We start from the raw sequence: 26,512 nt of genomic DNA on the forward strand, positions 1-26,512 counted from the left end.
TTCTACAGGGGAACCTTTAGCGTCGCTACGAGGTGGAGAGGCCCTCGAAGGGGGAGGACGCCTGCGCGTAGCGGCGCTTCGGGATCCGCCCGGCCAGGCGGGCGAGGCGCCCGGCCTCCACCGCGTGCCGCATCGCGGCGGCCATCCGGTCCGGGTGCCGCGCGCGGGTCACGGCCGTCGCGAGGAGCACCGCGTCGCAGCCGAGCTCCATGGCCAGGGCGGCGTCGGAGGCGGTGCCGAGCCCCGCGTCCAGGATCACCGGCACGCCCGCCCGCTCGACGATCAGCTCGATGTTGTGCGGGTTGCGGATGCCGAGGCCGGAGCCGATGGGGGAGCCGAGCGGCATCACCGCGGCGCAGCCGATCCGCTCCAGGCGCTGCGCGAGGACCGGGTCGTCGTTGGTGTACGGCAGCACGGTGAACCCGTCGGCGACGAGCTGCTCGGCGGCCTCCACCAGCTCGATCGGGTCGGGCAGCAGCGTGTGCTCGTCCGCGATCACTTCGAGCTTGACCCAGGCCGTGCCGAGTGCCTCGCGGGCGAGCTTGGCCGTCAGGACGGCCTCCCCGGCGGTGAAGCAGCCCGCCGTGTTCGGCAGCACCCGGATGCCGCAGTCGTTCAGCACGTCCAGCACCGAGCCGCGCGCGGACGGGTCCACCCGCCGCATCGCGACCGTGGTCAGCTCCGTCCCGGACGCGGTGAGCGCCTCCCGCAGCACCCGCATGCTGGGCACGCCCCCGGTGCCCATGATCAGCCGGGAGCCGAGCTCGGTGCCCGCGATGACGAGCGGGTCGGTGGTCGTCGCCATGGTCAGCCTCCCTGCACGGCGGTCAGTACTTCGAGGCGGTCGGATTCGCGCAGCGCGGTCGCCTCCCATTCCGCCCGCCGGACGACCTCGTCGTTCAGCGCCGCCGCCACGCCGGACGCGGCGGCGGTGACGGTCGCGACGACCTCGGCCACGCTCGCGCCGTCGGGCAGCTCGCGCGGCTCACCGTTGACGATCACCTTCATGCGGTCACCTCGGGGGAGAAGCGGTCGGGGGCGAACGGCCCGGCGAGCTCGGGGACGGGCCGGTCCAGCAGCATCGCGGACAGGATGTCGGCGCTCACCGGGGTGAGCAGGACGCCGTTGCGGAAGTGCCCCGTCCCCACGAAGAGGCCGGGCAGCGCGGTCGGGCCCATCACGGGCGCGTTGTCGGGGGAGCCGGGGCGCAGCCCGGCCGAGACCTCGGCGAACTCCAGCTCGGTGACGCCGGGCAGCAGCTCGCGGGCGTCCCGCAACAGCTCCCAGAGCCCGCCGGCGGTGACGCGGGTGTCGAAGCCCAGCTCCTCCTGCGTCGCGCCGAGGACGACCTCGCCGTCGGCGCGCGGGACGAGGTACACCGACGAGCCCTTCACGAGCCCGCGGGTGGACCGGCGGAGGAAGGGCGTGCGGCCGCGGAGCCGGATCACCTGCCCCTTCACCGGGCGGACGGGTGGAACGGTCCCGGGGGGCAGGCCGTCGAGGCCGTCCGACCACGGGCCGGCGGCCAGCAGCACCCGGTCCGCGCGGAGGACCGTTCCGTCGTCCAGCCGCACCCCGGTCGCCGCGTCGCGCTCGGTCACGACCCCGGTCGCCCGCCGGCGGACGAGCCGGACGCCCAGTCGCTCGCCCGCGGCCAGCAGCGCCGGGGTGAGGCGGCGCGGGTCGATCGAGCCGTCTTCGGGGGCGAGCAGCCCGCCGCGCACGCCGGGCGCGAGCATCGGCTCGGCCCGCCGGCACTCCCGGCCGGACAGGGTCTCGACGGGGATCCCGAGGCTCTCCTGGAAGCGCCGCAGGTCGTCGAGGTAGGCCAGGTCGTCGGGGCCGAACGCGACCTCGATGATCCCGTCGGTGCGGTAGCCGGTCTCCAGGCCCGTCTGCTCCTCCAGCTCGGCGACGAACGCGCCGTACCGGTCGCGGGACGCGAGGCCGAGGCGCAGTAGCGGCTCCTCGCCGTAGGTCAGCTCGCTGACCGGGGTGAGCATGCCGGCGGCCACGGACGAGGCGCCTCCGGCGGGCTCGGGGTCGACCAGGGTGACGGCGGCGCCGCCGGCGGCGGCCCGCCAGGCCGTGGCGAGACCGATGACCCCGGCGCCGATGATGACGATCTGCATGCGCGCTCCCTTCGCCGGCATGATCCGGATCAGGTCTGGCGGTCGGCGGCCCGTTCAGCCGCCCTCTCAGCCCGGTCGTACCGGACTCCCGCGCTCTGTGCTCTTTGTCCGCCTCCTACCTTACGACCTTGTCGCCGTGCGCCTTCGCCTGGACAGGTGTCCACCCGGAATCCGGCGCCGGTTAGGGTTGCCTTCATGCAGAGGGTCATCGTCGTGGGTGGCGGGCTTGCCGGCGTGCGCGCCGTGGAGGCCATGAGGAGCAGGGGGTACGAGGGCGCGCTCACGCTCGTCTCGGCGGAGCGGCACCGTCCCTACGACCGGCCGCCGCTGTCGAAGGCCGTCCTCGCGGGCGACTCCGACGACACGACGGTCGACGCCGACTGGGACGCGCTGCGCTGCGAGCTGCTGCTCGGCGAGAGCGCCACCGGCCTGCGGCTGGACGCGCCCGGACGCGGCGGCGTCGTCGCGTCCACGGCGGGCGACCTGCCCTTCGACGGCCTGGTGATCGCGACCGGGGCGGCCCCGATCACGCTGCCGGGCGACGGCCGCCAGCACGTCCTGCGCACCATCGAGGACGCCCGCGACCTGCGGGCCCGGCTCGTCCCCGGCGCCCGGATCGTGATCGTCGGGGCGGGCTGGATCGGGGCGGAGGTCGCCACGACCGCGGCGAAGAAGGGCTGCTGGGTCACGGTCGTCGAAGCGGCCGACACCCCGCTCGCCAACGCCATCGGGCCCGAGGTCGGCGCGCTGACCGCCCCCTGGTACGCCGAGGCCGGCGTCGAGCTGCGCACCGGCGTCAAGGTCGCGGAGGTCCGGGAGGGCGGGCTCGCCCTCGCCGGCGGCGGCCGGATCGACGCGGACGAGGTGGTCGTCGGCGTCGGCGTCCGGCCCGTCCTGGACTGGCTGGAGGGCTCCGGCCTGCTGCTGGAGCGCGGCGTGGTCACCGACGGCTCGTTCCGCGCCTGCACGGGCGAGGAGGACCCCGGCTCCCCGCGCCCGGACGTCGTGGCCGCCGGCGACTGCGCGGCCTGGTGGTCGCGGCGGTACGGGCGGCGGCTCCTCGTCGAGCACTGGGACACCGCCCTCAACGCCCCCGACGTGGCCGCCGCGGCCCTCCTCGGCCAGGACGCCGTCTACGACGCCGCCCCGTACTTCTGGTCGGAGCAGTTCGGCCGGATGGTCCAGTACGCGGGCAGCCACGCCGTGTCCGAGCGGCTCGTCCACCGCGGCGACCCGGCCGGACCGAAATGGGCCGTGGCGTGGCTGACCGGCGACCGCCTCGACGCGATCCTCACCGTCGGCAGGCCCCGCGACCTGGTGCAGGCGAGGCGCGTGATCGCCGCCGGGACGCCGGTGGATCCGGAGGCGATCGCCGACCCGGACGTGCCCGTCAAGCAGGCCGTTCGCGGATAGCGATCGGCGAGGGCACTTAACGGTTGTGCAGGGGGTTTGAGGCTTCCGAAGGCGTGGTAGCAAGGGGGCGTGACGCAGATGCACGCAACCGTTGACAGCGCACTCGACCCCCGGACCGACGCCCTCGCCGGCGAATGGCTCTCTCTGAAGGAGACCGCTGACCGTCTCGGGATCAAGCCCAACCGGATCAAGCAGCTCATCAGCGAGCACCGCCTGCTGGCCGTGCGCCGCGGCGGCGAGCCGATGGTGCCCGCCGCCTTCGTCAAGGACGGCCAGGTCGTCAAGGGACTTCCCGGCACCCTGACGCTGCTGTCGGACGCCGGCTTCGACGACGTCGAGACGATCCGGTGGCTGTTCACCGCCGACGACACCCTGCCGGGGACTCCCGTCGAGGCGTTGACGGAGAACCGGGGTACCGAGGTCCGCCGCCGCGCCCAGGCGCTCGCCTTCTAGGCGGCCGCGGGCCGGGTCCGCCCGGCGGCAACGCACGTGACACCATCGCGGGGTCGCGCGCGCCGGCACCGTGCCGCCGCGCGGCCCCGCGACCGCATGCGAGAAAGGACGTCCGCCGCCGTGTCCAGGCATCTGCCCTCCGCGCGCGCCGTCGAGCTGCGCGAGCGGCTCAGCCGAGCCCGCCTCTACCTCTGCACGGACGCGCGGGAGCGGCACGGCGACCTGCCCGGCTTCCTGGACGCCGTGCTCGGCGCCGGCGTCGACATCGTCCAGCTCCGGCAGAAGGGCCTGGAGGCCCGGCAGGAGATGGCCTACCTGGAGATCTTCCGCGCGGCCTGCGACCGGCACGGGGCGCTGCTGGCGGTCAACGACCGCGCCGACGTGGCGCACGCCGTCCGCGCGGACGTGCTGCACCTCGGCCAGGACGACCTGCCGGTCCCCGCCGCCCGCGAGATCATCGGCGGCGACATGCTGATCGGCCGGTCGACGCACTCGCCCGAGCAGGCGTCCGCGGCGGCCGCCGAGCCGGGCGCGGACTACTTCTGCGCGGGCCCGGTGTGGCCCACCCCGACCAAGCCCGGCCGCCCCGCCCCCGGCCCGAAGCTGGTGGAGTACGTCGCCGGGCAGCGGGTCGCGCGGCCCTGGTTCGCGATCGGCGGGATCGACCTCGGCAACCTGGACGAGGTCCTGGCCGCGGGCGCGAGCCGCGTCGTGGTCGTCCGGGCGATCACCGAGGCCGGCGACCCGGGCGCCGCCGCGGCGGAGTTCGCCCGCCGGCTGGCCCGCTGAGCCCGCCGGCGGCCGCCCGGGGGGCGGTCAGGGTTTGACCTGGATCACGGTGCGGCAGCCCGGTCCGATCGCCGACAATGGGGATCATGAACGTGGGACCCGACGACGACCGCCCGGTCGACCTGGACGACGACCTGGAGATCCTGCCGGACCAGACGTCCGACGACACCGACACCGGATGGGGCGAGTGGCGCGCCGGCGACGACGACTCCCGCCTGCTGGAGGACCGGCCGCCGCACTGGTGAGGGCCGCTCAGAACAGCATGCCGAGCGCGAACCCGGCGGCGATGACCGCGCCGAGCGCGACCATCATCCGCCACCGGTAGCGCGGGATCTTCGTGGGGCGCGGCTTCGGCGCCGGGCCCTGGCCCTCCCGCAGCGCCCGGACGACCTGCGGCGCGGTCGGCCGCGCGGCCGGGTTCTTGTCCAGGCAGCGGACGGCGAGGTCGCGCAGCGGGCCGTGCATCTCGCCGAGGTCGGGCCGGCGGGACGTGACGCGCCGCATCACGGCCGTGCTCGGCCCGGTGCCGAACGGCGGCCGGCCCGTCGCGGCGAACACCATCGTCGCGCCCCACGCGAAGACGTCGGCGGGCGGCCCGGCGGGCTCGTCCTCGATCTGCTCGGGCGCCATGTAGGCGGGCGTCCCGGCGGCGTCGGCGAGGCGCCCGGCGCCGAGGTCGACGACCTTGGCGCCGTCCGGGCCGAGCAGGACGTTGGCGGGCTTGAAGTCGTGGTGCACGACCCCCGCGCGGTGCATCGCCGCGAGCGCCGCGGCGGTGCGCGCGGCGACCTTGCGCAGCCGCGGCCCGGAGAGCGGGCCGCGGGCGTCGACCACCTCCTGCAGCCGCGGGCCGTCGGCCTCGCCGCCGGTGAGGTACCGGCTGCTCTGCGCGGGGCGCGGCGGCCCGGCGCGCCCCTGCCCGGAGCGGGCCTGCGAGGGGCGCGGCTTGCCGGGACGCCCGGCGCGGCCGCCGTGGGGCTGGGCCGGGCGCCCGGGCCGGGCGGCGGCGCGTGCGGGATGGACGGTCGTCCTCCCGCGGGAGGTGTCGTGCGGCACTGGGGGACTCCGACTCGGCGGGGACGGACGAAGATTTCCTCATTTGTACCGCGTAACCGGCGGGTACGGCAGCGGAACCTCGATCTTCCTCGTCAGCCGCAGGCGCCGAGCGTCCCCGTGCGCTCGATCCGCCGGGAGGACGAGCCGACCATGATCTTGTAGCAGCCGCCGGCGACCTTCCATGCCTTCGCGCCCTCGTTCCAGTAGGCGAACGAGCGTGGAGACAGAGGGAACGTCACCTTCGTGCTCTCGCCGGGCGCGAGCGTGACCTTGGCATAGCCCTTGAGCTGCTTGGGCGGCTGCGGGACGTCCACGCCAGGCGACGGCATGCCGATGTACAGCTGCGGGACCGCGACGCCGGTCCGCTGACCCGTGTTGATGACCGTCACCTGCACGGCCTTGGTGCTCGCGGTGAGCCCGCTGTAGGCGAACGTGGTGTAGGAGAGGCCGTGCCCGAACGGGAACCGCGGCGCGATTCCCTTGGCGTCGTAGTGCCGGTAGCCGACGAACACGCCCTCGGAGAACGTCGTGGTCTTGCCGACACCGGGGTATTGCGCGGGGTTCGCGGCGGCCGGGGCGTCGTTCTCCTCGACCGGGAACGTCACGGGAAGCCGTCCGCCCGGGTCCACGTCCCCGTACAGGACCCGCGCCAGGGCGTTCCCCGCCTCCTGCCCCGGATACCAGGCCTCGATGACGCCCTTCACCTGTCCGGCCCAGGGCGTCAGCACGGGCCCGCCCGTGTTCAGGACGACGATCGTGTTCGGGTTGGCCTCGGCGACCTCGGAGATCAGCCCGTCCTGGTCGCCCCGGAGCGGTTCGCCGCACTCCAGCGTCAGGCAGGACTTGTCGAAGAACTCGCCCTGGCTGTCGGTGGCGAACACGAGGGCGACGTCGGCGCCGCGCGCCGCGGCGGCGGCCGCCGCGCGATCGTCGCCGCCGGTGTAGGTCACCGTCACGCCGGCCCCCGCGCGGCGCGTGATGCCGTCCTGCGCGCTGACGGCCGTGAACGGGACGACCTTCGCCGAGCCGAACCCGCTCGGGCTCTCCCGCGCGGCCCGCCCGATCAGCGCGATCGAGCGCGGCGCCCTCAGCGGGAGCACGCCGTCGTTCTTCAGCAGCGTGATGCCGCCCTCCGCGATCCGCCGGGCGGCGGTCCGGCTCTCCGTCCGGTCGATGCGAGTGAGGTCGTTGGGGTACGCCTGGCGGTCGAACAGCCCGAACCTGAACATGGTCCGCAGGATGTTCCGGACGTGCCCGTCGATGGCGGCCTGCGTGACCTTCTTCTGCGCGACGGCCGTCTTCAGCAGGAACGCGTTGTACTTCATGCCGATCGGCAGTTCCATGTCGAGACCGCCGTTGGCGGCGTCGGCCGTGTCCTGCGCGGCGGTGTGGTCGGACGGCACGAAGCCCTCGAAGCCCCACTCCGACCGCAGGATCCCGTTCAGGACGGTGCCGTCCTGGCAGGCCCACCGGCCGTTCAGCCTCCCGAACCCGCACATCACGGTCGCCGCGCCGCCGTCCTTCACGGCGGCCTCGAACGGCGGCAGGTAGATCTCCCGCAGCGTCCGCGGGTCGACGTTCATGCTGAGCGACAACCGGTCGGTCTCCTGCGTGTAGACGGCCATGTGCTTGACCGACGTCATCACGCCCCGGTCCTGCGCGGCCTTGATCCAGGGCACGCCCAGCGTCGCCGACAGGTGGGGGTCCTCGCCGAAGCCCTCGAACGTCCGGCCGTTGCGGGGCGTGCGCAGGACGTCGACGGTCGGCCCGAAGACGAGGTCGTTGCCCCGGTGCCGGGCCTCCCACGCGACCGTCCCGCCGTACAGGCCGGCGGCCTCGCGGTCGAAGCCCGCCGCGAGCGCGATCGGCGCGGGCAGCGCCGTGGCCTTGCCCTGCCGCACGCCGGCCGGGCCGTCGGCCATGTACACCGGCGGGATCCCGAGCCGCTCGATGCCCTCGGCGGTGTCCGCGTGCGCCGTCTCGAAGAACCCGCCGAGCGGGCCGCCGAAGGGGTCGTCCGACGCGAGCAGCGCGATCTTCTCGTCGCCGGTCAGCTCCGGCATGAGCAGCGCGGTCCGCCGCTCCGGCGTCAGCGCGGTGTCGCACCACGGCCGCTGGGCGGGGTCGCCGCAGCGCCCGAGCGCCGCCCGCGCCTCACCGGGCACCGGCACCGCCGCCAGGGCCAGCGCGGACGCGAGCGCCGCCGCGGCCGGCAGCCACCGTCCCGTCCGCATCAGCGCCCCTCTCCGGGGCCGGTGCCCTCCTCGGGCTGGACGCGGAGGGCGTTCAGCGTGAACGCGACCATGTGGTAGTGGCCGATCAGCATCACCAGCTCGATCAGCTCGCGCTCCCCGAACCGGGCGGACAGCTCCGCCCACGTCGCGTCGCCGATCGTCCCGTGCTCGTGCAGCTCGTCCGCGGCGGTCAGCACCATCCGGTCGCCGCGGCCCCAGCCGTGCCCGTCCGGGCCGAGCCGGACGGCGGCGATCTCGGCCTCGGTCAGCCCCGCGGCGAGCCCGAGCCCGCGGTGGTGCTCCCACTCGTAGCCGCAGGACCGGTGGTGCGCCGTCCGCAGGATCGCCAGCTCGCGGTCCCGGCCGGGCAGCGTCCCCCGCATCAGCAGCAGCGAGCCGAACCCGATCCAGGAGTGGAACAGGCCCGGGTGGCGGGCCAGCGTGGTGAAGAGGTTCAGGGGCCCGGTCGTCGCGACCACGGCCTTGAGCACGTCGTCCCACTCCTCCTCGGGGAGCGGGTCGACGCGCGGCACGCGGTCCGCGGGGCTGTCGGCGCACATGGCGACATTTCTGCCACCAATCAGTGGGAAAGTTCTAGACCGCCGGGGAAAGGTGGCCGGATCGTGCCAACGGGGCTCAGGTGATGCGGGTGGTGGCGGCGACGGCGAGGTCAGCGAGGGCCTGCCGCGCCTCGGCGGTGATCGGGGCCGCCCGCAGCGCCTCCTCCGCCTCCCGCAGGTACCGCTCGATCATGGCCTCGCAGGCGGCGAGGCCGCCGGTCTCCTCGATGATCGCGCGCAGCCCGTCCACGCCCGGCCGGTCCAGGGCCGGATCGCCGAGCCGGGCCCTCAGGGCCGCGGCCTGGGCCGCGGACGCGCGCTCCAGGGTGAGGGCCACCAGCACGGTCCGCTTGCCCTCGCGCAGGTCGTCGCCGGCGGGCTTCCCGGTCTCGGCCGGGTCGCCGAACACGCCGAGCACGTCGTCGCGGAGCTGGAACGCGATGCCGAGGGGCAGCCCGTAGCCGGTGAGCGCGGCCGTCACGCCGGGGCGGGCGCCGGCCAGCGCCGCTCCGAGGTGCAGCGGGCGCTCGATCGTGTACTTGGCGCTCTTGTACTCCACCACGCGCAGCGCCGTGGCGACGTTGGCCTCCCGGCGGGTGCCCTCCAGCATGTCGAGGTACTGGCCGCACATCACCTCGGTGCGCATCAGGTCGTAGACGGCCCGGCCGCGGCGGCGGCTCTCGCCGTCCAGCCCGCACGTCTCGAACATCTCGCTCGACCAGGCCAGGCACAGGTCGCCGAGCAGGATCGCGGCGCCGCCGCCGAACGCCTCCGCGTCGCCCGGCCAGTCCTGCGCGGCGTGCATGGCCTCGAACCTGCGGTGGGCGGACGGCTGGCCGCGCCGGGTGTCGCTGGAGTCCATCACGTCGTCGTGGATCAGCGCGCTCGCCTGGAGCAGCTCCAGGGACGCGGCAGCGGCCACGATGCCGGGGACGTCCTCGCCGTCCGCGGCGCGCCACCCCCAGTAGCAGAACGCGGGACGCAGCCGCTTCCCGCCGCCCAGCAGCGCGTCCAGGGCGGACAGCATGGGCGCGAGGTCGTCGCTGATGGTGAGCAGGGCGGGGCGCTGCCGGTCGACGAAGCCCAGCAGCGCCTCGTCGACCTCCTTGCGGATACGGCTGGTCGACATGCGGCGATCGTATCCACCTGGGCGGTTTTCACCTCACCGCGAAAACGTGAGAAGTCACTCGATCTTCGGAAATAGGTACATAACGCCCGTGTCCTGTGGCGAGCGTCACGCGGATCGGCGGTTCCGGGCCCTTCTGTAGGCTTGGGGGATGCGCGCACGCCTCGACCGGCCCCCCACCGTCCGAGAGCTGCTGGCCACCGGCCGCCGCTCGTTCTCGTTCGAGTTCTTCCCGCCCAAGACCGACAAGGGCGCCCGGAACCTGTGGCGGACGATCCGCGAGCTGGAGCCCCTGCACCCGACCTTCGTGTCGGTGACCTACGGCGCGGGCGGCGGCACCAGGGACAAGACCGTCGACATCGTCGAGCGGATCGCGACCGACACCACCCTCACCCCCGTCGCGCACTTCACCGCCGTCGACCACTCGCAGGCCGAGCTGCGCAACCTGATCGGGCGGTTCGCCGCCGCGGGCGTGCGCAACATCCTCGCCGTGCGCGGCGACCCGCCCGGCGACCCGATGGGGGAGTGGGTCAAGCACCCCGACGGCGTCGAGTACGCCGCCGACCTGGTCCGGATGATCCGCGCCTACGGCGACTTCTGCGTCGGCGTGGCCGCCTTCCCCTACAAGCACCCGCGCTCGCCCGACATCGAGAGCGACACCCGCCACTTCATCGAGAAGTGCCGGGCCGGCGCCGACTACGCGATCACCCAGATGTTCTTCCGGGCCGAGGACTACTTCCGGCTCCGCGACCGCGTCGACGCCGCCGGCTGCGACGTGCCGATCCTGCCGGGCATCATGCCGGTCACGCAGATCAGCACGATCGAACGGTCCGAGCAGCTGTCGGGCGCGCCGTTCCCGCCCGAGGTCAAGGCCCGGTTCGACGCGGTGGCCGACGACCCGGAGGCGGTCCGCAGGCTCGGCATCGAGCACGCCGCCGAGCTGTGCGGGGAACTGCTCGGCCAGGACGCGCCCGGCATCCACTTCATCACCTTCAACAAGTCGACGGCGACGCGCGAGGTCTACTCGCTGCTGGACGGGGCCGGGTACGGCGCCAGCGGCAGGGTCCCGCCCATGACCGCGTAGCGGGGCCCTCCGCCCGGGAACTCGAAGCCGGTCAGCAGGTCGACCATGCCGACCGAGCGGTACAGGGTGCGGGCCGGGGTGTCCGGGCTCCTGTCGAGCGTCGACAGCACGACCGTCCGCTCCGGCCTGCCCTCGCACAGCGCGGTCAGCAGGCCCCGGCCGAGGCCCCTGCCCTGCGCCCGCGGGTGCACGTGCAGCTCGGCGACCTCGAACGTGTCCTCCAGCCACGCCTCGGCGTGCTCGGGCCCCTCAAGGTCGGACAGCGCCTGGTGGACGACGTCGTGCCACCACTGGCCGCGTGTCCCGTGGAACCCGTAGGCGAACCCCAGGACGGGACCCGGCACCACCGGCAGCGCCCCGCGGCGCTCGACGACCAGCGCGCGGAACCCCGGATACGAGGCGTGCCGTTCCATGATGGTGTGCCGGCCCGGGAGCTGCTCGTTCGGCGGGTCCATCGCGGCCGCGTACACGTCCAGCATGGGGCCGAGCCTGCGTAGGAAGGCGCGTTCGTCGATCTCGCGCAGCTTCGGGTCCCTCACCCGACAGAGACTAGACCCGCGCGATGGTCCGCTGGGTGGCGGAGAGCCGATCGTAGATGTCCCAGAGGATGCGGTCGGCGGCCTTCCGCAGCGCCCCCCGGTTGGCGTCGAGGTGCCCGCCCCACTCCCGCGCCTCCGGCCCGAGCCACGCGTCCGTCCCGCGCAGCGTCTTCACCGGGGCGTCCAGGGCCCGGCGGAGGCGGTCGATGCTGCCGTAGGCGTCCGCGTACGCCTGGTAGAGCTGCTGGTACTCCGGATTGGGACGTTCCGTGGGGGACAGCTCCGCCGCGGCGGTGCCGGTGAGCGGAGGGGGCAGGCTGCCGGGAGGCGGCGGAGCGGCCATGGCGACCTCTCAGGCGACGTTCATGGCTGGGGAGTTCATGGCTGGGGAGTTCGTGGCTTCGGGGGGCCGCAGATCGAGCTTCGCGACGGCCTCGCGCGTCCGCGCGCTCATGTCCGCCCCGAGGAGCACCTGGACGGCGACGGGACGGACGCCGACGCGGTCGGCCTCGGCCAGGAAGGCGCGCAGCCACTTCACGTCCATCGTCAGATGGTGGCTGGACGTGCCGAGCGACTCCTGGACGACCCGCAGCCGGGCCTCGTGCCCCTGCGCGTCCTTCAGCAGCGCGGCCGTGGCCGCCGGGCCCAGCCTCTCGTACAGCTTCTCGGTGTAGTCGGGATCGTCGGCGTTGGCCTTCAGGTGCTTCCACACGGTGTCGGACACGGGCCTGCCGTCCTGGACCGACGCCACGACGGCCAGCGCGTCGGTCTTGGCGGCCCTGGCGGCGGCCTGCCGGGTGGGAAAGTTGCCGATCCCCCCGGCGCCGCTCGGCGTCGGCTCGGGCGCGGTCCGGCGCGGCGGCGGCGTCACCGGCCGGGGCGTCCCGACCGGAGCGCGCCCCGGGCTCCCGGGCGACGGCGCGGGGCGCGGCGGCGGCGGGGCGTCGACCCCGCCGCCCGGAGACGGGTTGGTGACCGCGTAGTTGTAGCGGCGCGCCAGCATCCCGAGCTGCTCGGCGGCCCACCGCGCCACCTCGTCGGCCTGCTTGTACCCGGCCGCGGAGACGCCCGGCGGCGGGCGGTGGCCGTTCAGCCAGCCCTGGATCGCGTTCTGCGCGTCCTGCATCTGCCTGATGACCTGATCGAGCGCCGGCGGGTCGATCCCGCGAAAGCCCGGGTCGCGCGCCGCCGGGCCGGTGCGCATCTGCGCCGTCATCGCCCCTCCGGAGGTCACCGATCGTCGTTCCCCGACTCCCCAGAATCACACCGGCGTCACCGGCTGTCGAGGGCCTTGCGCACCGAGGCGTCGTCGCGCGCCACGACGGCGGTGCCGCCGGTCAGCACGATCGGCCGCTGGATCAGCACCGGGTTCGCCACCATGATCTCGATCCACCGGGCCCGGTCGTGCTCGAGGTCCTTCAGCCCGAGCTCCTTGGCGACCGGCTCGTTCAGCCGCGCCACCTCCCACGGCTCGGCGCCGATCCGGGTGAGGACCGCGTCCAGCTCCTCCGCCGTGGGCGGCTCGTCCAGGTAGCGGCGCTCGGTGTACTCCACGCCCGCCTCGTCCAGCGCCGCCTTCGCGGCACGGCTCTTGGAACAGCGCGGGTTGTGCCAGATCTCCATCACTCCACCTCCGCCGGGGTGCCCCCGGTGATCCTCAGCAGTTCCTCGTACGACGTCGGGAAGACGGTGTGCGGGTGCCCGCCCGCGGCCCAGACCACGTCGTACTTGTCCAGCCACACGTCCACGAGCGTGCGGATCGGCGCCGGGTGGCCGATCGGCGCGACGCCCCCGATGGGCTGGCCGGTCGCCTCCCGGACGAACTCCGGCGTCGCCCGCCGCACCTTCGCCGCGCCCACCAGGCCCGCCACCTTGGCCGTGTCGACGCGGTGCGCGCCGCTGGTCATCACCAGCAGCGGCGACCCGTCGGCGTCGAAGAGCAGGCTGTTGGCGATCGCGCCGACCTCGCAGCCGAGCTGGTCCGCCGCCGCCTGCGCCGTCCGCGCGGAGTCGGGAAGCTCTACGATGGCTCCGGTCGCGCCCTGGTCGCGCAGGGCCTTCGCGACGATTTCGGCATTCGGATGCATGGGTAGCACTTTAAGGTCAGCGCATGCGAGGGAGACCGATCGACGTGCGGAAGAGCGCGGTTCTGCTGATCGCGGCCGTCGGGCTGACGGGCTGCAACGACACGGACGCGGCGTCGCCCGCCCCGCCGAAGGCCTCACCGTCGGCGACGGCGACGTCGCCCGCGCCGGCGCCCACCCCCACCCACCGCAAGCTCAAGGCGGGCGCCAAGGGCTCCGACGTCAAGGCGCTCCAGCGGCGGCTGAAGGAGCTCGGCTACGACCCGGGCAAGGCGGACGGGAAGTACGGGCCGTCCACGCAGACGGCCGTCTGGGCGTTCCAGGCCGTCAACCGCCTCAAGCAGAAGACCACCCTCGGCAAGTCCTTCTGGGAGGCCCTCGACGCGCCCAAGGAGCCGCGTCCGATGGCCAAGAAGCGGGAGAAGAACCGCGTCGACGTCGACCTGAAGCGCCAGTACCTCGTCCTCTACAAGGACGGGAAGCCGCGGCTCATCTCGCACATCTCGTCCGGCTCGGGCGAGTACTACTGCGCCAAGGACCGCGGCGCCACCGTCCCGCGCTGCCGCTACGCCTCGACCGGCACGGGCGACTTCCGGACGGGACGCCGTGCCTCCGGCTGGGAGACGTCGCCCCTGGGGCGCCTCTACAACCCCATCTACTTCAACGGCGGCATCGCCTTCCACGGCGCCCTGGACGTCCCCAAGTACCCCGCCTCGCACGGCTGCGTGCGGTTGCCGATGCACATCGCCGAGTACTTCCCGGACCTGCTCGGAACCAACGTTCCCGTGCACGTCAGGCGGCCTCGCTAGCCGTCCCGCGGGCGGACCCCCGGACTCGCCGTTCGACCGTCTGCATACCCTCTGACCTGCGGTGCGGGACACGCGTTCGAACACGTTGACGAATCGTCGCCGGGCCTGTTTACTGGGGAATGCCTCGAACTTATGTTCGAGGTGGTGCGGGACTCGCGGCCCGCACCAGGGCGACGTCCCCGCCGGTCGCGGTGTTTCGGCGGGACGGACGGCCGGGCGGAGTGAGGGGAAGCTCTCCGCCCGGCCGGCCCGAGCCCGGAAGGAGGCAGACATGTCCGGAACGATGACCGCACGCGGGATCCACTCCGCCGCCCAGTCCGTCCCAGCACCGAGCCCACGCCCCCGCCACCGCCCGCTGCCCGCGCCGCGTCCGGCGCACACGGCCGCCGGCCAGCTGCACGCCGCCCGCATGGGCCTCGCCGAGGCGGCCGAGGCCACCTCGCCCGCCGTCCGCTACGTCTGCGCCCACCTGGCCGCGCTGCGCGCCGCCGCCGCGGTGCTGGCGTCCAAGGAGCCCCTGGAGACCCACCGCCGCGGCCGCCCGCGCAGCGTGTGGGTGCTGCTGCCCGAGGCCGAGCCCGCCCTGCGCGAGTGGGCGGCCTTCTTCGCCGCCGGCGCCGACAAGCGCGCCGCCGCCGAGGCGGGCCTCCCGCGCGCCGTGACCGCGCGGGAGGCCGAGGAGCTCCTGCACGACGCGGAGGTCTTCGTCACCCTGGTCGAGGACACCCTCGGCGTCACCGGACAGCCGACCCTCCCGGTCCCCGAAGCCGGCTGAGCCGCCCTGCCGACTGAGCCCACCCTGCCGACTGAGCCACCCTGCCGACTGAGCCACCCTGGAGGCCCGTCCCCCTCCCCGGACCGGGCCCCCGCCGGAGGCCGGGGCGGCCGCCGCCACCTCACCGCGGCCCGCCGCCCGGCCTCCGGCGCCGTGACGATCGCGCCGGCGGCGGCCGCAACCCCCCGAGCCGGTCCCGCCGGCGCGATCCCCCTCCGGCGCACCCGCCCCGCGCGGCTCGGCCGGCCGCCTGATAGACATCGCCGCATGGCCGGGACATTGCCGCTGGACGGGATGCGCGTCGTCGAGCTGTCCAGCTTCGTGGCGACGCCGCTGGGCGGAATGACGCTGGCGCAGCTCGGCGCCGACGTCATCCGGGTCGACCAGATCGGCGGCGGGCCCGACATCGACCGGTGGCCGCTCGCGCCGTCCGGGCGGAGCCTGTACTGGGCCGGGCTGAACAAGGGCAAGCGCTCGGTCACCGTCGACCTGCGGTCGCCGGAGGGGCGCGAGGTCGTCGCGGGTCTCATCGCCGAAGCCGGCACCGTCCTGACCAACGCTCCACCCCGGCCGGGTCTCACGTACGAGGAGCTGAAGGCGGTCAGGCCGGATCTGATCCATGTCCGGCTCCAGGGGACGCGCGATGGAGGCAACGCCGTCGACTACACGGTGAACGCCGCCACGGGGTTTCCGTTGATCACGGGTCCGCCCGGCCGGGAGGCGCCGGTCAACCACGCCCTGCCCGCGTGGGACGTGGCGTGCGGCCTCTACATGGCCGTCGGCCTGCTCGCGGCCGAGCGGCACCGCCTGCGCACGGGCGAGGGGCAGAGCATCGAGGTGGCGCTGCAGGACGTCGCCCTGGCCACCGCGGGGAACCTGGGCTACCTCGCCGAGGCGCAGCTGGGCGAGCCCAGGGCGCGCCTGGGGAACCACCTGTTCGGCGACTTCGGACGCGACTTCGCCACCGCGGACGGGCGGGTCATGGTCGCGATCCTCACCGCCCGCCACTGGCGCGACCTGGTGGAGGCCACCGGTCTCGGCGAGGTGACGGCCGCCCTCGAACGGGCCCTGGACGCCGACTTCCGCCGCGCCGGTGACCGCTACGGCCACCGGGAGGTCCTCGGTGGCGTGCTCGCCCCCTGGTTCGCGTCCCGCACGTGCGAGGAGGTCGCGGACGGGCTGGCCGGCACGTCCGTCCTCTGGTCCCGTTACCGCGGCTTCGCGGAGGTGGCCGCCGGCCTGCGCGACGAGCCGCTGATGGCCGTGCTGGACCAGCCGGGAGTGGGACCCCATCTGGCCCCCGGATCCCCGCTGCGTCTCGACGCCGCCGCGGCCCCCCTGCCCGCCCCCATGCTGGGCGAGCACACCGACGAGGTGCTGCGGGACGTCCTGTCCGCGTCCCCGCGGCGGATCGAGGCGCTGCGGGGCAAGGGCGCGATCGCCTAGCGCCGTCGGTCGTCTCCCTCATGGGGGGATAGATGGCGGTTCGTCCGACTGTGAGATTGTTAGGGGGGCGAACTAGGGGAGGGCTCGGTGGCGGGGCAGGGCGGGCGCGGGCTGGTCCCCCTGCTGGCGTTCCTCGGGGTGATGGCCTACTCGCTGTCCATGGCCGTCGTGACGCCCGCGCTGCCGCAGATCCAGGACGGCCTGGACACCACGCCCGCGGGCGCGGCGTGGGCGCTGACCGCGATGACGCTCTCCGCGGCGGTCGCCACGCCGGTCGTCGGGCGGCTCGGCGACCTGTACGGGCCGCGCCGCGTCCTGCTCGCCGTGCTGGCCGTCGCGGCCACCGGGACGGTCGTCGCCGCCCTGGCCGGGACGGTGCCGGCCATGCTGGCCGGACGCGCCCTGAGCGGCATCGGCGGCGGCGTCTTCCCGCTGGCGTACACGATCATCCGGGACGTGGTGCCGGCCGTGCGGAGGGCCTCGGCCATCGGCCTCATGTCGTCCATGCTGGGGCTGGGCGGCGCGGTGTCGTGGTGCCTGGCCGGGCCGGTCATCGACCTCCTCGGCTGGCGGTGGCTGCTGTGGATCCCGGTCGCCGGCCTGGTGCCCGGCATGGTCCTCGCCTGGCGGATCGTCCCGCGCCCGGTGCCCCGGACGGCGGCGAAGGTCGACTGGTGGGGCGCCGCCCTCTTCGCCGCCTGGCTGGTGGCCGCGCTCACCGCCCTCACCCAGGGCATGGAGTGGGGGTGGGCGTCCCCCGGCGTCCTCGGCCTCCTCGCGCTGTCGCTCGTGACGGCCGTCGCATGGCTGTGGGTGGAGAGCCGCGTCCGCGACCCGCTGATCGATCCGCGGCTCATGCGCGTGCGCGGAGTCTGGACGGCGAACGCCGCCTCGCTGCTGTCCGGTTACGCGCTCATGGCCGGCGGCCTGCTGTTCCCCCTGCTCGTCCAGCTTCCGGAGGACACCGGCTTCGGCTTCGGCGGGACGGCCACCCGGGCGGCCCTGCTCCAGCTGCCCGCCAGCATCGGCATGACGGTCGCGGGGATGACCGCGGGCCTCCTCGACCGGCGCGTCGGCTCCCGGGCGGTCCTGTTCGGCGGCTCGCTGATGACCGGCCTCGGCTACGCGTTCGTGGCGGTCCAGCACGACGCCATGTGGCAGCTCTACGTCGGCGGCCTGGCGCGCGGCATCGGCCTGGGGTTCGCCTACGCCGCGGTGGCGAACCTGGTCGTCGCCGCCGTGCCGACCGGGGAGACGGGTGTCGCGACCGGCGTCAACACGCTCATCAGGACGGTCGGGGCGTCCCTCGGGACGCAGATCAGCGCGGTCGTCATCGTCGCCGTCCCCGGCGAGGGCGGCTACAGCACGGGCTTCGCCGTGAGCGCCGCGGTCATGGCCGTCGTCCTCCCGCTGGCGCTCCTCGCCCCGCGGGGGCGGCGGCGCCGGGCCGGGGACGTCGTGCGCGGCGAGGCGGAGTACCACACCGCGCCCATCTCGTGACTCTCCGTGATCGCGGGGGGGGGCGTGCGGGCCCCCGGACCGCGGACGGGGCCCGCCGCGAGGTGCGGCGGGCCCCGTCCGGTGGAGCGGATCGTGCGGTGGAGCGGGCGGATCAGAACGACTCGACGGCGCGGCGCGCCTCCGGGTCGAGGACGCCCCAGCCGATGAGCTCTTCGGTGAGCTCGGTCGGGGACTTGTCATAGATGACCGCCAGTGAACGCAGGTCCTCCTGGCGGATGGACAGGACCTTTCCGTTGTAGTCGCCCCGCTGGCTCTGGATCGTCGCGGCGTAGCGGGCGAGAGGACCGGCCTTGTCTTTCGGAAGCTGCTGCAACCGCTCTAGATCGATCACGAGCTTGGGTGTAGGCCCGAGCGGGCTCGGCGCGGCTCCGCCGGGCAGCAACTCGGAAACCGGCACGCCGTAGAAATCGGCGAGCTCGGCCAGCTTCTGAACGGTGACGGCGCGGTCGCCCCGCTCGTACGAACCCACGACGACGGCCTTCCAGCGGCCACGTGACTTCTCTTCCACACCGTGCAGGGACAGGCCCTGCTGGGTGCGGATGGCGCGCAGGCGCGCACCGAGAGCCTTTGCGTATTCAGACGGCATTCTGCGGCCCCCCAAGGCTCACTTTGTCGTCGTCGAACCCCGGTTTGTCACCGGGGGGAGACAGATTCGCGAAGCCAGGGGGCCCCGGGAGTCTGTCTCCAGGGATGGTTACGGACAGTGACGGTAAAACGGGTACGGCGCCAGGTCAAGCTGATTGGAAAAAAGCGGTCGAATCCGCAGGACTCGATCCGGTCCGTCCGGATCGTCCCCGCGCCGTGCGGGCGGGGCGTGGCGGCGCCGTCACGCTCCCGGGCCGCCGCCGTGCGGGCCCCCGAATGTGACGCCTCTCACCTGCGAAGACACGGGGCGGGCCGGGGACCGGGCAGGCGCGCCCGGCTGCTACCGTGGGCAGGACACAACGTCCTTTAAGGCCCGTCCCGTGAGGCGGGAAAGGAGGTTTCGGTGGTGAATGCTGCCTCCAGGCCGGAACGGCCGGCGGGGGCGCGCGTGGCGGACGGTGACCCCCGGCCCAAGGCCGTTCTGGAGGGTCCCGACATCAGGCGCGCGCTCACCCGCATCGCACACGAGATCGTCGAGCGGACCAAGGGCGGCCACGACGTCCTGCTGCTCGGCATCCAGACCCGCGGCGTGACGCTGGCCGAGCGGCTCGCCGGGGCGCTGCGCGAGGTCGAGGGCCGCCCGGTGCCCTGGGGCTCGCTCGACGCGACCATGTACCGGGACGACCTGCGGATGCGCCCGGCCCGCGCGCTCGGGCGCACCGAGCTGCCCGCCGGGGGCGTCGACGACAAGGTCGTCGTCCTCGTCGACGACGTGCTGTTCTCCGGGCGGACGGTCCGCGCCGCGCTGGACGCGCTGAACGACCTCGGCCGGCCCCGCGCCGTCCAGCTCGCCGTCCTGGTCGACCGCGGGCACCGGCAGCTGCCGATCCGCGCGGACTACGTGGGCAAGAACCTGCCCACCTCGATGCGGGAGACCGTGAAGGTCCTGCTGGACGAGAACGACGGGCGCGACGCGGTGCTGCTCGGCCCGACGGGGGGTGCCGAATGAACCGCCATCTGATCTCCGCCGCCGACCTCAGCCGGGACGACGCGCTGCTCGTCCTCGACACCGCCGAGGAGCTGGCGCAGATCGCCGGCCGCTCCATCAAGAAGCTGCCGACGCTGCGCGGCCGGACGGTCGTCAACCTGTTCTTCGAGGACTCCACCCGCACGCGCATCTCGTTCGAGGCCGCGGCGAAGCGGCTGTCGGCGGACGTCATCAACTTCTCCGCCAAGGGGTCCAGCGTGTCGAAGGGCGAGAGCCTGAAGGACACGGCCCTCACCCTGGAGGCGATGGGCGCGGACGGCGTCGTCGTCCGGCACGGCGCCTCGGGGGCGCCGCACCGGCTCGCCGGGTGGGTGCAGGGCAGCGTGGTCAACGCCGGCGACGGGACGCACGAGCACCCCACGCAGGCGCTCCTGGACGCGTTCACGATGCGCAAGCGCCTCGGCGGCCTGGACGGCCGCAGGGTCACGATCGTCGGCGACGTGCTGCACAGCCGGGTGGCACGATCCAACGTCCTGCTCCTGGCCACGCTCGGCGCCGACGTCACCGTGGTCGCCCCGCCGACCCTGCTCCCGGTCGCGGTCGACACCTGGCCGTGCTCGGTCTCCTACGACCTGGACGGCGTCATCCCGAAGAGCGACGTCATCATGATGCTGCGCGTCCAGCAGGAGCGGATGAACGCCTCCTACTTCCCGACCGTGCGCGAGTACAGCCGCCGGTACGGGCTGGACGCCGAGCGCATGGCGCAGCTGCCCGACCACGCCATCGTCATGCACCCGGGGCCGATGAACCGCGGCGTGGAGATCGCCGCCGAGGTCGCCGACTCCGTCCGGTCCACGATCGTCGAGCAGGTCGCCAACGGCGTCAGCGCCCGCATGGCGGTCCTCTACCTGCTGCTCGGAGGGTCCGAGCCCGCCATCGGCCAGGAGGTCTCCCAGTGACGACGTACATCATCAGGGGCGCCCGGATCCTCGGCGGCGAGGCGGCGGACGTCCTCGTCCGCGGCGGCGCCGTCGCCGGCGTCGGCACCGGACTGGACGAGGCCGGGGCGCAGGTGGTCGACGCCGCGGGCCTGGTGGCCCTCCCAGGGCTGGTCGACCTGCACACCCACCTGCGCGAGCCGGGCCGCGAGGACGCCGAGACCGTCGAGTCCGGGACGAGGGCCGCCGCGATGGGCGGGTTCACCGCCGTCCACGCGATGGCCAACACCGACCCGGTCGCCGACACGGCCGGCGTGGTCGAGCAGGTGTGGCGCCTCGGGCGCGAGGCCGGGTACTGCGACGTCCGGCCCGTCGGGGCCGTGACGCGCGGCATCGCCGGCGAGCAGCTCGCGGAGCTCGGCGCGATGGCCGACTCCGCCGCGGGCGTGCGGGTCTTCTCCGACGACGGGCACTGCGTGTCGGACGCGGTCATCATGCGCCGCGCGCTGGAGTACGTGAAGGCGTTCGACGGCGTCGTCGCCCAGCACGCGCAGGAGCCGCGCCTCACCGAGGGCGCGCAGATGAACGAGGGCGAGATGTCGGCCGCGCTCGGCCTGCGCGGCTGGCCCGCCGTGGCCGAGGAGGCGGTCATCGCCCGGGACGTGCTGCTCGCCCAGCACGTCGGGTCGCGGCTGCACGTGTGCCACGTGTCCACGGCCGGATCGGTGGAGATCATCCGGTGGGCGAAGAGCAAGGGCTGCCCGGTGACCGCCGAGGTCACCCCGCACCACCTGCTGCTCGACGACGGCAAGGCCGGGTCCTACGACCCGATCTTCAAGGTCAACCCGCCGCTGCGCACCGCCGACGACGTCACCGCGCTGCGGCACGCCCTCGCCGACGGGACGATCGACTGCGTCGCCACCGACCACGCCCCGCACCCGGTCGAGGCCAAGGAGACCGAGTGGGCCGTGGCCGCGATGGGCATGATCGGCCTGGAGACGGCGCTCCCGGTGGTCCAGGAGGCCATGGTCGAGACCGGCCTGCTCGACTGGGCCGGGGTCGCCGACCGCATGTCCGCCCGTCCCGCCCGCATCGGCCGCCTTTCCGGACAGGGCCGTCCGCTGGAGGTGGGCTCGCCCGCCAACATCACGCTGTACGACCCGTCGCCTCGCGCCGTGGTCGACCCGTCGGGCTTCACTTCGAAGAGCCGCAACAGCCCGTACGCCGGGCTCGAACTGCCCGGCAGGGTCATCGCGACCTTCCTGCGCGGCCGTCCGACCGTCCTCGAAGGGAAGCTCCATTGACCTCCCCGCGGCGCATGGCCGCGGTTTCCGGCTGTCGCCAGATGGTTCGCGGTTCATCACCCCGGCCAACGCCTGGAGGGCTCCCCGCGCTGCCACCCCGGGCCCCGGGGCGGTCGTGCACACCGAATCGCTTGGCTCTCGCGATCAGTAATCAAATGGTAGCAGAAGGTGAAACTATGTGTGAGGCTTCCAAGCCTGCACTGCTGGTTCTCGAAGATGGTAGGACGTTCTACGGGGTCGCGTACGGCGCCGAGGGGGAGACCTTCGGCGAGATGGTCTTCAACACCGGCATGACCGGCTACCAGGAGACCCTGACCGACCCTTCGTACGCGCGCCAGATCGTGGCCATGACGTCCCCGCACATCGGCAACACCGGCGTCAACGACGAGGATCCCGAATCGCGCCGCATCCAGGTGGCCGGGTACGTCGTGCGCGAGCCCGCGCGTGTCGCCTCCAACTGGCGTGCCACGGGTTCGCTGGGGTCCGCGCTGCGCGACCAGGGGATCGTGGGGATCGCCGTCTCCGGCACGCGCGCGCTGACCCGCCACCTGCGCGACAAGGGCGCGATGCGCGCCGGCATCTTCAGCGGGGCGGACGCCGTGGGGCCTGGAGCGGACGCCTTGCTCGAACGCGTCCGGCAGAGCCCGTCCATGGAAGGCGCCGACCTGGCCCGGGACGTCACCACTCCCGAGCCCTACGTCGTCCGGGCGATGGGGGAGAAGCGCCACACGGTCGCGGCCGTCGACCTCGGCATCAAGTCGATGACGCCGTACCGCATGTCCGAGCGGGGGTGCGAGGTGCACGTCCTTCCGGCGACCAGCACCGCGGAGGACATCCTCGCCCTGAACCCGGACGGCGTGTTCTTCTCCAACGGCCCCGGCGACCCGGCCGCCGCGGGCTACGCGGTGGACGCGCTGCGGGGCGTCCTCGACACGGGCACCCCGTTCTTCGGGATCTGCTTCGGCAACCAGATCTTCGGCCGCGCGCTCGGGCTCGGGACCTACAAGCTGCGGTTCGGGCACCGCGGCATCAACCAGCCCGTCCAGGACCGGACGACCGGCAAGGTCGACGTGTCGGCCCACAACCACGGCTTCGCGGTGGAGGCGCCGACGGACGGCCCGTTCGGCACGCCGTACGGACGCGCCGAGGTCAGCCACGTCAACCTCAACGACGGCTGCGTGGAGGGGCTGCGGCTCCTCGACCGGCCCGCGTTCAGCGTGCAGTACCACCCGGAGGCGGCCGCGGGCCCGCACGACGCGTCCGGGCTCTTCGACCGTTTCTGCGACCTGATGGAGGCGTCGAAGAATGCCGCGCCGTGAAGACCTGAAGTCCGTCCTGGTCATCGGCTCCGGGCCGATCGTCATCGGGCAGGCCTGCGAGTTCGACTACTCCGGGACCCAGGCGTGCCGGGTGCTGAAGGCCGAGGGCCTGCGGGTGACGCTGGTCAACAGCAACCCGGCCACGATCATGACCGACCCCGAGTTCGCCGACGCGACCTACGTCGAGCCGATCACCCCCGAGGTCGTCGAGAAGATCATCGCCAAGGAGCGGCCGGACGCGCTGCTGCCCACCCTGGGCGGCCAGACGGCCCTGAACACCGCCATCGCGCTCTACGAGGGCGGCGTCCTCGCCCAGTACGGGGTCGAGCTGATCGGCGCCGACGTGGACGCGATCCAGGCCGGGGAGAACCGGGAGCGGTTCAAGGACGTCGTCGCCAAGGTCGCGCGCGACCACGGTCTGAACGCCGAGTCCGCCCGGTCGCTGATCTGCCGCACGATGGACGAGTGCCTGGCGGCCGCCGGCGAGCTCGGCTACCCGGTCGTCGTCCGGCCGTCGTTCACGATGGGCGGGGCCGGGTCCGGCTTCGCCCACGACGAGGACGACCTGCGCCGCATCGCCGGCGCTGGCCTCGACGCGTCCCCGACCGGCGAGGTGCTCCTGGAGGAGTCGATCCTCGGCTGGAAGGAGTACGAGCTGGAGGTCATGCGCGACCGCCACGACAACGTGGTGATCGTGTGCTCGATCGAGAACCTCGACCCGATGGGCGTGCACACCGGCGACTCGATCACGGTCGCGCCCGCCCTGACGCTGACCGACCGCGAGTACCAGAACATGCGGGACGTCGCGATCGCGGTGATCCGCGAGGTCGGCGTGGACACCGGCGGCTGCAACATCCAGTTCGCCGTGCACCCCGGCACCGGCCGGATGATCGTCATCGAGATGAACCCGCGGGTGTCGCGGTCGTCGGCCCTGGCGTCCAAGGCCACCGGCTTCCCGATCGCCAAGATCGCGGCGAAGCTGGCGATCGGCTACACGCTGGACGAGATCCCGAACGACATCACCCGGGTGACGCCCGCGTCGTTCGAGCCCACGCTCGACTACGTCGTGGTTAAGGTGCCCCGGTTCGCGTTCGAGAAGTTCCCCGGCGCGGACGGCACGCTCACCACGCACATGAAGTCGGTGGGCGAGGCCATGGCCATCGGGCGCTGCTTCACCGAGGCGCTGCAGAAGGCCCTGCGGTCGCTGGAGCAGAAGGGCTCGTCGTTCAGCTGGGCGGGCGACGCCGACGCCGAAGCACTGGTCGAGTCGGCGAGGCGCCCGCACGACGGACGCCTCAAGGACGTCCAGCGCGCGCTCTGGGCCGGAGCGGGCATCGAGGAGCTGTACAAGGCGACCGGCATCGACCCCTGGTTCCTCGACCAGATCGCGGCGGTGAACGAGATCGCCGACGAGATCCGCACGGCGGACGACGCGCTCACCAGGGACAAGCTGCTGCGCGCCAAGCGGCACGGGTTCTCCGACGCGCAGATCGGCGAGCTGCGCGGTCTCTCCGAGGAGGTCGTCCGGGAGCTGCGGCACGCGCTCGGCGTCCGCCCCGTCTACCTGACCGTGGACACCTGCGCCGCCGAGTTCGAGGCGCGGACGCCGTACCTGTACTCGGCCTACGACGAGGAGACCGAGGTGCCGCCGGGCGCCAAGCCCAAGGTGCTGATCCTCGGCAGCGGGCCGAACCGCATCGGCCAGGGCGTCGAGTTCGACTACTCCTGCGTCCACGCGTCGTTCACGCTGGCCGAGGCGGGCTACGAGACCGTGATGATCAACTGCAACCCCGAGACGGTCTCCACCGACTACGACACCTCCGACCGGCTCTACTTCGAGCCGCTCACGCTGGAGGACGTGCTGGAGGTCGTCCACGCGGAGCAGCGGTCGGGTGAGGTCGCGGGCGTCATCGTCCAGCTCGGCGGCCAGACACCCCTGGGGCTCGCCCAGAAGCTCAAGGACGCGGGAGTGCCGATCGTGGGCACCTCCCCGGAGAGCATCCACCTCGCCGAGGAGCGGGGCGCCTTCGGGCGCGTGCTGCACAGGGCCGGGCTGCTCGCGCCCAAGCACGGCACCGCCACCTCCTACGAGGAGGCGCGCGAGATCGCCGCCGAGATCGGGTACCCCGTCCTCGTCCGGCCCTCGTACGTGCTGGGCGGGCGCGGCATGGAGATCGTGTACGACGACGCCACGCTGGAGTCGTACATGGCCCGCGCCACCGAGGCGAGCCCTGAACACCCCGTCCTCGTGGACCGCTTCCTGGACGAGGCCATCGAGATCGACGTCGACGCCCTGTACGACGGCGAGGAGCTGTATCTCGGCGGCGTGATGGAGCACATCGAGGAGGCCGGCATCCACTCCGGCGACTCGGCGTGCGCGCTGCCGCCCATCACGCTCGGGCACGACGACATCCGCCGCATCCGGGAGTCGACGGAGGCGCTCGCGAAGGGCGTCGGGGTGCGCGGGCTGATGAACGTCCAGTACGCGCTGTCCGCGGGCGTCCTGTACGTGCTGGAGGCCAACCCGCGGGCGTCCCGGACGGTCCCGTTCGTCTCCAAGGCGACCGCGGTGCCGCTCGCCAAGGCCGCGGCCCGCGTCATGATGGGCGCCGCCATCGCCGAGCTGCGCGCCGAGGGGCTGCTGCCGGAGACGGGCGACGGCGGGAGCCTGCCGCTGGACGCGCCCATCGCGGTGAAGGAGGCCGTCCTGCCCTTCGACCGGTTCCGCAACGAGCTCGGCCAGGGCGTCGACACCGTCCTCGGCCCGGAGATGCGCTCGACCGGCGAGGTGATGGGCATCGACGAGGTGTTCGGCACCGCGTTCGCCAAGTCGCAGCAGGCCGCCTACGGCTCGCTGCCGACCAAGGGACGCGCGTTCGTCTCCGTGGCGAACCGGGACAAACGGCACATGGTGTTCCCGGTGAAGCGCCTCGCTGACCTGGGCTTTGAGATTCTTGCCACGGAAGGGACCGCGGAGGTCCTGCGCCGCAACGGCGTGCGTGCCAAGATCGTGCGCAAGCACAGCGAGGGTCCGGGCCCGTCCGGCGAGCCCACGATCGTGCGGCGCGTCCTGGACGGCGAGGTCGACCTCATCGTCAATACTCCCTTCGGCAGCCCCGGCCAGTCCGGGCCGCGGCTCGACGGTTACGAGATCCGTACCGCGGCCGTGCTGCGAGGCGTACCGTGCGTGACGACCGTGCAGGGGCTCGCGGCGGCCGTGCAGGGCATCGAGGCCGTCGCCGGCGGCCAGGTCGGCGTCCGCTCCCTCCAGGAGCACGCCGAGCGGCTCAGCGGCGCCCACGGGCGCGCGGGCACCCCGGCGGCGGACGGCGGCGGTGCCGTGGCGCCCGGGTGACA

Annotated in this window: 27 protein-coding genes and 1 riboswitch; of the genes, 14 read left to right on the forward strand and 13 right to left on the reverse strand. The window is 73.6% G+C overall.

Translation table 11 applies throughout. The features are described 5' to 3' along the window. Nucleotides 1-25 precede the first annotated feature (25 nt). The 3 genes from BM339_RS03195 to thiO all read right to left on the reverse strand — a co-directional run bounded on the left by BM339_RS03195 (nt 26) and on the right by thiO (nt 2,132). The gene (locus BM339_RS03195) at nt 26-805 is read right to left on the reverse strand and encodes a thiazole synthase (protein WP_021597176.1); all 780 of its coding nucleotides are present in this window, start codon (nt 803-805) and stop codon (nt 26-28) included. Between the two features lie 2 nt (nt 806-807). After that, entirely contained in the window at nt 808-1,008 is a 201-nt protein-coding gene (thiS, locus tag BM339_RS03200; protein ID WP_021597177.1) for a sulfur carrier protein ThiS, read from the reverse strand. Further along, nucleotides 1,005-2,132: a glycine oxidase ThiO gene (gene thiO, locus BM339_RS03205; RefSeq protein ID WP_075019836.1), complete on the reverse strand. Its 1,128-nt coding sequence runs from the start codon at nt 2,130-2,132 to the stop codon at nt 1,005-1,007. Before thiO ends, thiS begins: the two co-directional genes overlap by 4 nt. Beyond that, nucleotides 2,122-2,234: riboswitch (TPP riboswitch) on the reverse strand. (Overlaps the previous gene by 11 nt.) 93 nt (nt 2,235-2,327) lie before the next feature. Between thiO and BM339_RS03210 the strand changes: the two genes are divergently transcribed. The 4 genes from BM339_RS03210 (at nt 2,328) to BM339_RS49565 (ending at nt 5,032) form a co-directional block, all read left to right on the forward strand. Beyond that, a complete protein-coding gene (locus tag BM339_RS03210; RefSeq protein WP_075019837.1) occupies nt 2,328-3,545 on the forward strand; it encodes an NAD(P)/FAD-dependent oxidoreductase in 1,218 nt (405 codons plus the stop codon). A 78-nt stretch (nt 3,546-3,623) separates the two neighbouring features. Continuing rightward, on the forward strand, nt 3,624-3,998 hold the full coding sequence (locus BM339_RS03215) for an Rv2175c family DNA-binding protein (RefSeq protein ID WP_033333815.1): 375 nt from the start codon (nt 3,624-3,626) through the stop codon (nt 3,996-3,998). A 120-nt stretch (nt 3,999-4,118) separates the two neighbouring features. After that, on the forward strand, nt 4,119-4,787 hold the full coding sequence (thiE, locus tag BM339_RS03220; RefSeq protein WP_075019838.1) for a thiamine phosphate synthase: 669 nt from the start codon (nt 4,119-4,121) through the stop codon (nt 4,785-4,787). An 86-nt stretch (nt 4,788-4,873) separates the two neighbouring features. Beyond that, nucleotides 4,874-5,032 (forward strand): hypothetical protein, encoded by a 159-nt coding sequence (locus tag BM339_RS49565; RefSeq protein ID WP_177287611.1) that lies wholly within the window; start codon nt 4,874-4,876, stop codon nt 5,030-5,032. 7 nt (nt 5,033-5,039) lie between these two features. On the opposite strand, the gene BM339_RS03225 is transcribed toward BM339_RS49565, so the two are convergent. From BM339_RS03225 to BM339_RS03240, 4 genes are all read right to left on the reverse strand, one after another. Further along, a complete protein-coding gene (locus BM339_RS03225; protein ID WP_024936409.1) occupies nt 5,040-5,843 on the reverse strand; it encodes a protein kinase domain-containing protein in 804 nt (267 codons plus the stop codon). Nucleotides 5,844-5,935: 92 nt separating this feature from the next. Continuing rightward, a complete protein-coding gene (locus BM339_RS03230; protein WP_075019839.1) occupies nt 5,936-8,077 on the reverse strand; it encodes a beta-glucosidase family protein in 2,142 nt (713 codons plus the stop codon). After that, entirely contained in the window at nt 8,077-8,637 is a 561-nt protein-coding gene (locus BM339_RS03235) for a carboxymuconolactone decarboxylase family protein (RefSeq protein WP_021599840.1), read from the reverse strand. The genes BM339_RS03230 and BM339_RS03235 overlap by 1 nt, the downstream gene beginning before the upstream one ends. Before the next feature lie 76 nt (nt 8,638-8,713). Next, nucleotides 8,714-9,766, reverse strand: coding sequence for a polyprenyl synthetase family protein (locus BM339_RS03240; protein WP_021599839.1), 1,053 nt, complete (start codon nt 9,764-9,766; stop codon nt 8,714-8,716). Nucleotides 9,767-9,914: 148 nt separating this feature from the next. Between BM339_RS03240 and metF the strand changes: the two genes are divergently transcribed. After that, a complete protein-coding gene (gene metF / locus BM339_RS03245; RefSeq protein WP_021599838.1) occupies nt 9,915-10,847 on the forward strand; it encodes a methylenetetrahydrofolate reductase [NAD(P)H] in 933 nt (310 codons plus the stop codon). On the opposite strand, the gene BM339_RS03250 is transcribed toward metF, so the two are convergent. From BM339_RS03250 to BM339_RS03270, 5 genes are read right to left on the reverse strand one after another with little or no spacing between them, the layout of a single operon-like run. After that, a complete protein-coding gene (locus BM339_RS03250; protein ID WP_021599837.1) occupies nt 10,784-11,386 on the reverse strand; it encodes a GNAT family N-acetyltransferase in 603 nt (200 codons plus the stop codon). The genes metF and BM339_RS03250 overlap by 64 nt on opposite strands. A gap of 10 nt (nt 11,387-11,396) precedes the next feature. After that, nucleotides 11,397-11,729, reverse strand: a complete 333-nt coding sequence (locus BM339_RS03255) for a hypothetical protein (protein WP_021599836.1) — start codon at nt 11,727-11,729, stop codon at nt 11,397-11,399. 9 nt (nt 11,730-11,738) lie between these two features. Beyond that, nucleotides 11,739-12,602 carry a hypothetical protein gene (locus tag BM339_RS03260; protein ID WP_075019840.1) on the reverse strand — a complete coding sequence of 288 codons (864 nt, stop codon included), beginning with the start codon at nt 12,600-12,602 and terminating at the stop codon, nt 11,739-11,741. A 56-nt stretch (nt 12,603-12,658) separates the two neighbouring features. Beyond that, nucleotides 12,659-13,009 carry an arsenate reductase family protein gene (locus tag BM339_RS03265; RefSeq protein WP_021600331.1) on the reverse strand — a complete coding sequence of 117 codons (351 nt, stop codon included), beginning with the start codon at nt 13,007-13,009 and terminating at the stop codon, nt 12,659-12,661. Continuing rightward, complete coding sequence (locus tag BM339_RS03270; protein WP_021600332.1) at nt 13,009-13,473, reverse strand: YbaK/EbsC family protein; 465 nt, start codon at nt 13,471-13,473, stop codon at nt 13,009-13,011. Before BM339_RS03270 ends, BM339_RS03265 begins: the two co-directional genes overlap by 1 nt. A 23-nt stretch (nt 13,474-13,496) precedes the next feature. Between BM339_RS03270 and BM339_RS03275 the strand changes: the two genes are divergently transcribed. From BM339_RS03275 to BM339_RS03290, 4 genes are all read left to right on the forward strand, one after another. Then, nucleotides 13,497-14,279, forward strand: coding sequence for a L,D-transpeptidase family protein (locus tag BM339_RS03275; RefSeq protein WP_021600333.1), 783 nt, complete (start codon nt 13,497-13,499; stop codon nt 14,277-14,279). A 271-nt stretch (nt 14,280-14,550) separates the two neighbouring features. Then, nucleotides 14,551-15,054, forward strand: a complete 504-nt coding sequence (locus BM339_RS03280; RefSeq protein WP_075019841.1) for an SAV_6107 family HEPN domain-containing protein — start codon at nt 14,551-14,553, stop codon at nt 15,052-15,054. Between the two features lie 267 nt (nt 15,055-15,321). Then, nucleotides 15,322-16,500: a CoA transferase gene (locus BM339_RS03285; RefSeq protein WP_033333584.1), complete on the forward strand. Its 1,179-nt coding sequence runs from the start codon at nt 15,322-15,324 to the stop codon at nt 16,498-16,500. 87 nt (nt 16,501-16,587) lie between these two features. Next, nucleotides 16,588-18,000: an MFS transporter gene (locus tag BM339_RS03290; protein WP_075019842.1), complete on the forward strand. Its 1,413-nt coding sequence runs from the start codon at nt 16,588-16,590 to the stop codon at nt 17,998-18,000. A gap of 112 nt (nt 18,001-18,112) precedes the next feature. Here the strand turns inward: BM339_RS03290 and bldD are convergent, their stop codons facing one another. Further along, the gene (bldD, locus tag BM339_RS03295) at nt 18,113-18,607 is read right to left on the reverse strand and encodes a transcriptional regulator BldD (RefSeq protein WP_021597992.1); all 495 of its coding nucleotides are present in this window, start codon (nt 18,605-18,607) and stop codon (nt 18,113-18,115) included. Nucleotides 18,608-19,054: 447 nt separating this feature from the next. Between bldD and pyrR the strand changes: the two genes are divergently transcribed. From pyrR to carB, 5 genes are all read left to right on the forward strand, one after another. After that, on the forward strand, nt 19,055-19,615 hold the full coding sequence (gene pyrR, locus BM339_RS03300) for a bifunctional pyr operon transcriptional regulator/uracil phosphoribosyltransferase PyrR (RefSeq protein ID WP_075019843.1): 561 nt from the start codon (nt 19,055-19,057) through the stop codon (nt 19,613-19,615). Next, nucleotides 19,612-20,553: an aspartate carbamoyltransferase catalytic subunit gene (locus BM339_RS03305; protein ID WP_021597994.1), complete on the forward strand. Its 942-nt coding sequence runs from the start codon at nt 19,612-19,614 to the stop codon at nt 20,551-20,553. Before pyrR ends, BM339_RS03305 begins: the two co-directional genes overlap by 4 nt. Continuing rightward, nucleotides 20,550-21,836 carry a dihydroorotase gene (locus BM339_RS03310; RefSeq protein WP_075019844.1) on the forward strand — a complete coding sequence of 429 codons (1,287 nt, stop codon included), beginning with the start codon at nt 20,550-20,552 and terminating at the stop codon, nt 21,834-21,836. The genes BM339_RS03305 and BM339_RS03310 overlap by 4 nt, the downstream gene beginning before the upstream one ends. A 176-nt stretch (nt 21,837-22,012) precedes the next feature. Next, nucleotides 22,013-23,155: a glutamine-hydrolyzing carbamoyl-phosphate synthase small subunit gene (gene carA, locus BM339_RS03315; RefSeq protein WP_083597215.1), complete on the forward strand. Its 1,143-nt coding sequence runs from the start codon at nt 22,013-22,015 to the stop codon at nt 23,153-23,155. Further along, complete coding sequence (gene carB, locus BM339_RS03320) at nt 23,142-26,510, forward strand: carbamoyl-phosphate synthase large subunit (RefSeq protein WP_075019846.1); 3,369 nt, start codon at nt 23,142-23,144, stop codon at nt 26,508-26,510. The genes carA and carB overlap by 14 nt, the downstream gene beginning before the upstream one ends. Nucleotides 26,511-26,512 lie beyond the last annotated feature (2 nt).

It is taken from the genome of Actinomadura madurae, assembly GCF_900115095.1.
Lineage (GTDB): Bacteria > Actinomycetota > Actinomycetes > Streptosporangiales > Streptosporangiaceae > Spirillospora > Spirillospora madurae.

Excerpts from the sequence above, each read along its gene's own strand:
- carA (WP_083597215.1), top strand. The coding sequence starts at position 22,013 with ATGTGTGAGGCTTCCAAGCCTGCACTGCTGGTTCTCGAAGATGGTAGG.
- BM339_RS03280 (WP_075019841.1), top strand. The coding sequence starts at position 14,551 with ATGTCCGGAACGATGACCGCACGCGGGATCCACTCCGCCGCCCAGTCC.
- BM339_RS03195 (WP_021597176.1), bottom strand. The coding sequence starts at position 805 with ATGGCGACGACCACCGACCCGCTCGTCATCGCGGGCACCGAGCTCGGC.
- BM339_RS03265 (WP_021600331.1), bottom strand. The coding sequence starts at position 13,009 with ATGGAGATCTGGCACAACCCGCGCTGTTCCAAGAGCCGTGCCGCGAAG.
- BM339_RS03285 (WP_033333584.1), top strand. The coding sequence starts at position 15,322 with ATGGCCGGGACATTGCCGCTGGACGGGATGCGCGTCGTCGAGCTGTCC.
- carB (WP_075019846.1), top strand. The coding sequence starts at position 23,142 with ATGCCGCGCCGTGAAGACCTGAAGTCCGTCCTGGTCATCGGCTCCGGG.
- metF (WP_021599838.1), top strand. The coding sequence starts at position 9,915 with ATGCGCGCACGCCTCGACCGGCCCCCCACCGTCCGAGAGCTGCTGGCC.
- BM339_RS03240 (WP_021599839.1), bottom strand. The coding sequence starts at position 9,766 with ATGTCGACCAGCCGTATCCGCAAGGAGGTCGACGAGGCGCTGCTGGGC.
- BM339_RS03305 (WP_021597994.1), top strand. The coding sequence starts at position 19,612 with ATGAACCGCCATCTGATCTCCGCCGCCGACCTCAGCCGGGACGACGCG.
- BM339_RS03215 (WP_033333815.1), top strand. The coding sequence starts at position 3,624 with ATGCACGCAACCGTTGACAGCGCACTCGACCCCCGGACCGACGCCCTC.
- BM339_RS03235 (WP_021599840.1), bottom strand. The coding sequence starts at position 8,637 with ATGTGCGCCGACAGCCCCGCGGACCGCGTGCCGCGCGTCGACCCGCTC.
- BM339_RS03260 (WP_075019840.1), bottom strand. The coding sequence starts at position 12,602 with ATGACGGCGCAGATGCGCACCGGCCCGGCGGCGCGCGACCCGGGCTTT.
- BM339_RS03275 (WP_021600333.1), top strand. The coding sequence starts at position 13,497 with ATGCGAGGGAGACCGATCGACGTGCGGAAGAGCGCGGTTCTGCTGATC.
- BM339_RS03210 (WP_075019837.1), top strand. The coding sequence starts at position 2,328 with ATGCAGAGGGTCATCGTCGTGGGTGGCGGGCTTGCCGGCGTGCGCGCC.
- thiO (WP_075019836.1), bottom strand. The coding sequence starts at position 2,132 with ATGCAGATCGTCATCATCGGCGCCGGGGTCATCGGTCTCGCCACGGCC.
- BM339_RS03270 (WP_021600332.1), bottom strand. The coding sequence starts at position 13,473 with ATGCATCCGAATGCCGAAATCGTCGCGAAGGCCCTGCGCGACCAGGGC.
- BM339_RS49565 (WP_177287611.1), top strand. The coding sequence starts at position 4,874 with ATGAACGTGGGACCCGACGACGACCGCCCGGTCGACCTGGACGACGAC.
- bldD (WP_021597992.1), bottom strand. The coding sequence starts at position 18,607 with ATGCCGTCTGAATACGCAAAGGCTCTCGGTGCGCGCCTGCGCGCCATC.
- BM339_RS03230 (WP_075019839.1), bottom strand. The coding sequence starts at position 8,077 with ATGCGGACGGGACGGTGGCTGCCGGCCGCGGCGGCGCTCGCGTCCGCG.
- BM339_RS03255 (WP_021599836.1), bottom strand. The coding sequence starts at position 11,729 with ATGGCCGCTCCGCCGCCTCCCGGCAGCCTGCCCCCTCCGCTCACCGGC.
- thiS (WP_021597177.1), bottom strand. The coding sequence starts at position 1,008 with ATGAAGGTGATCGTCAACGGTGAGCCGCGCGAGCTGCCCGACGGCGCG.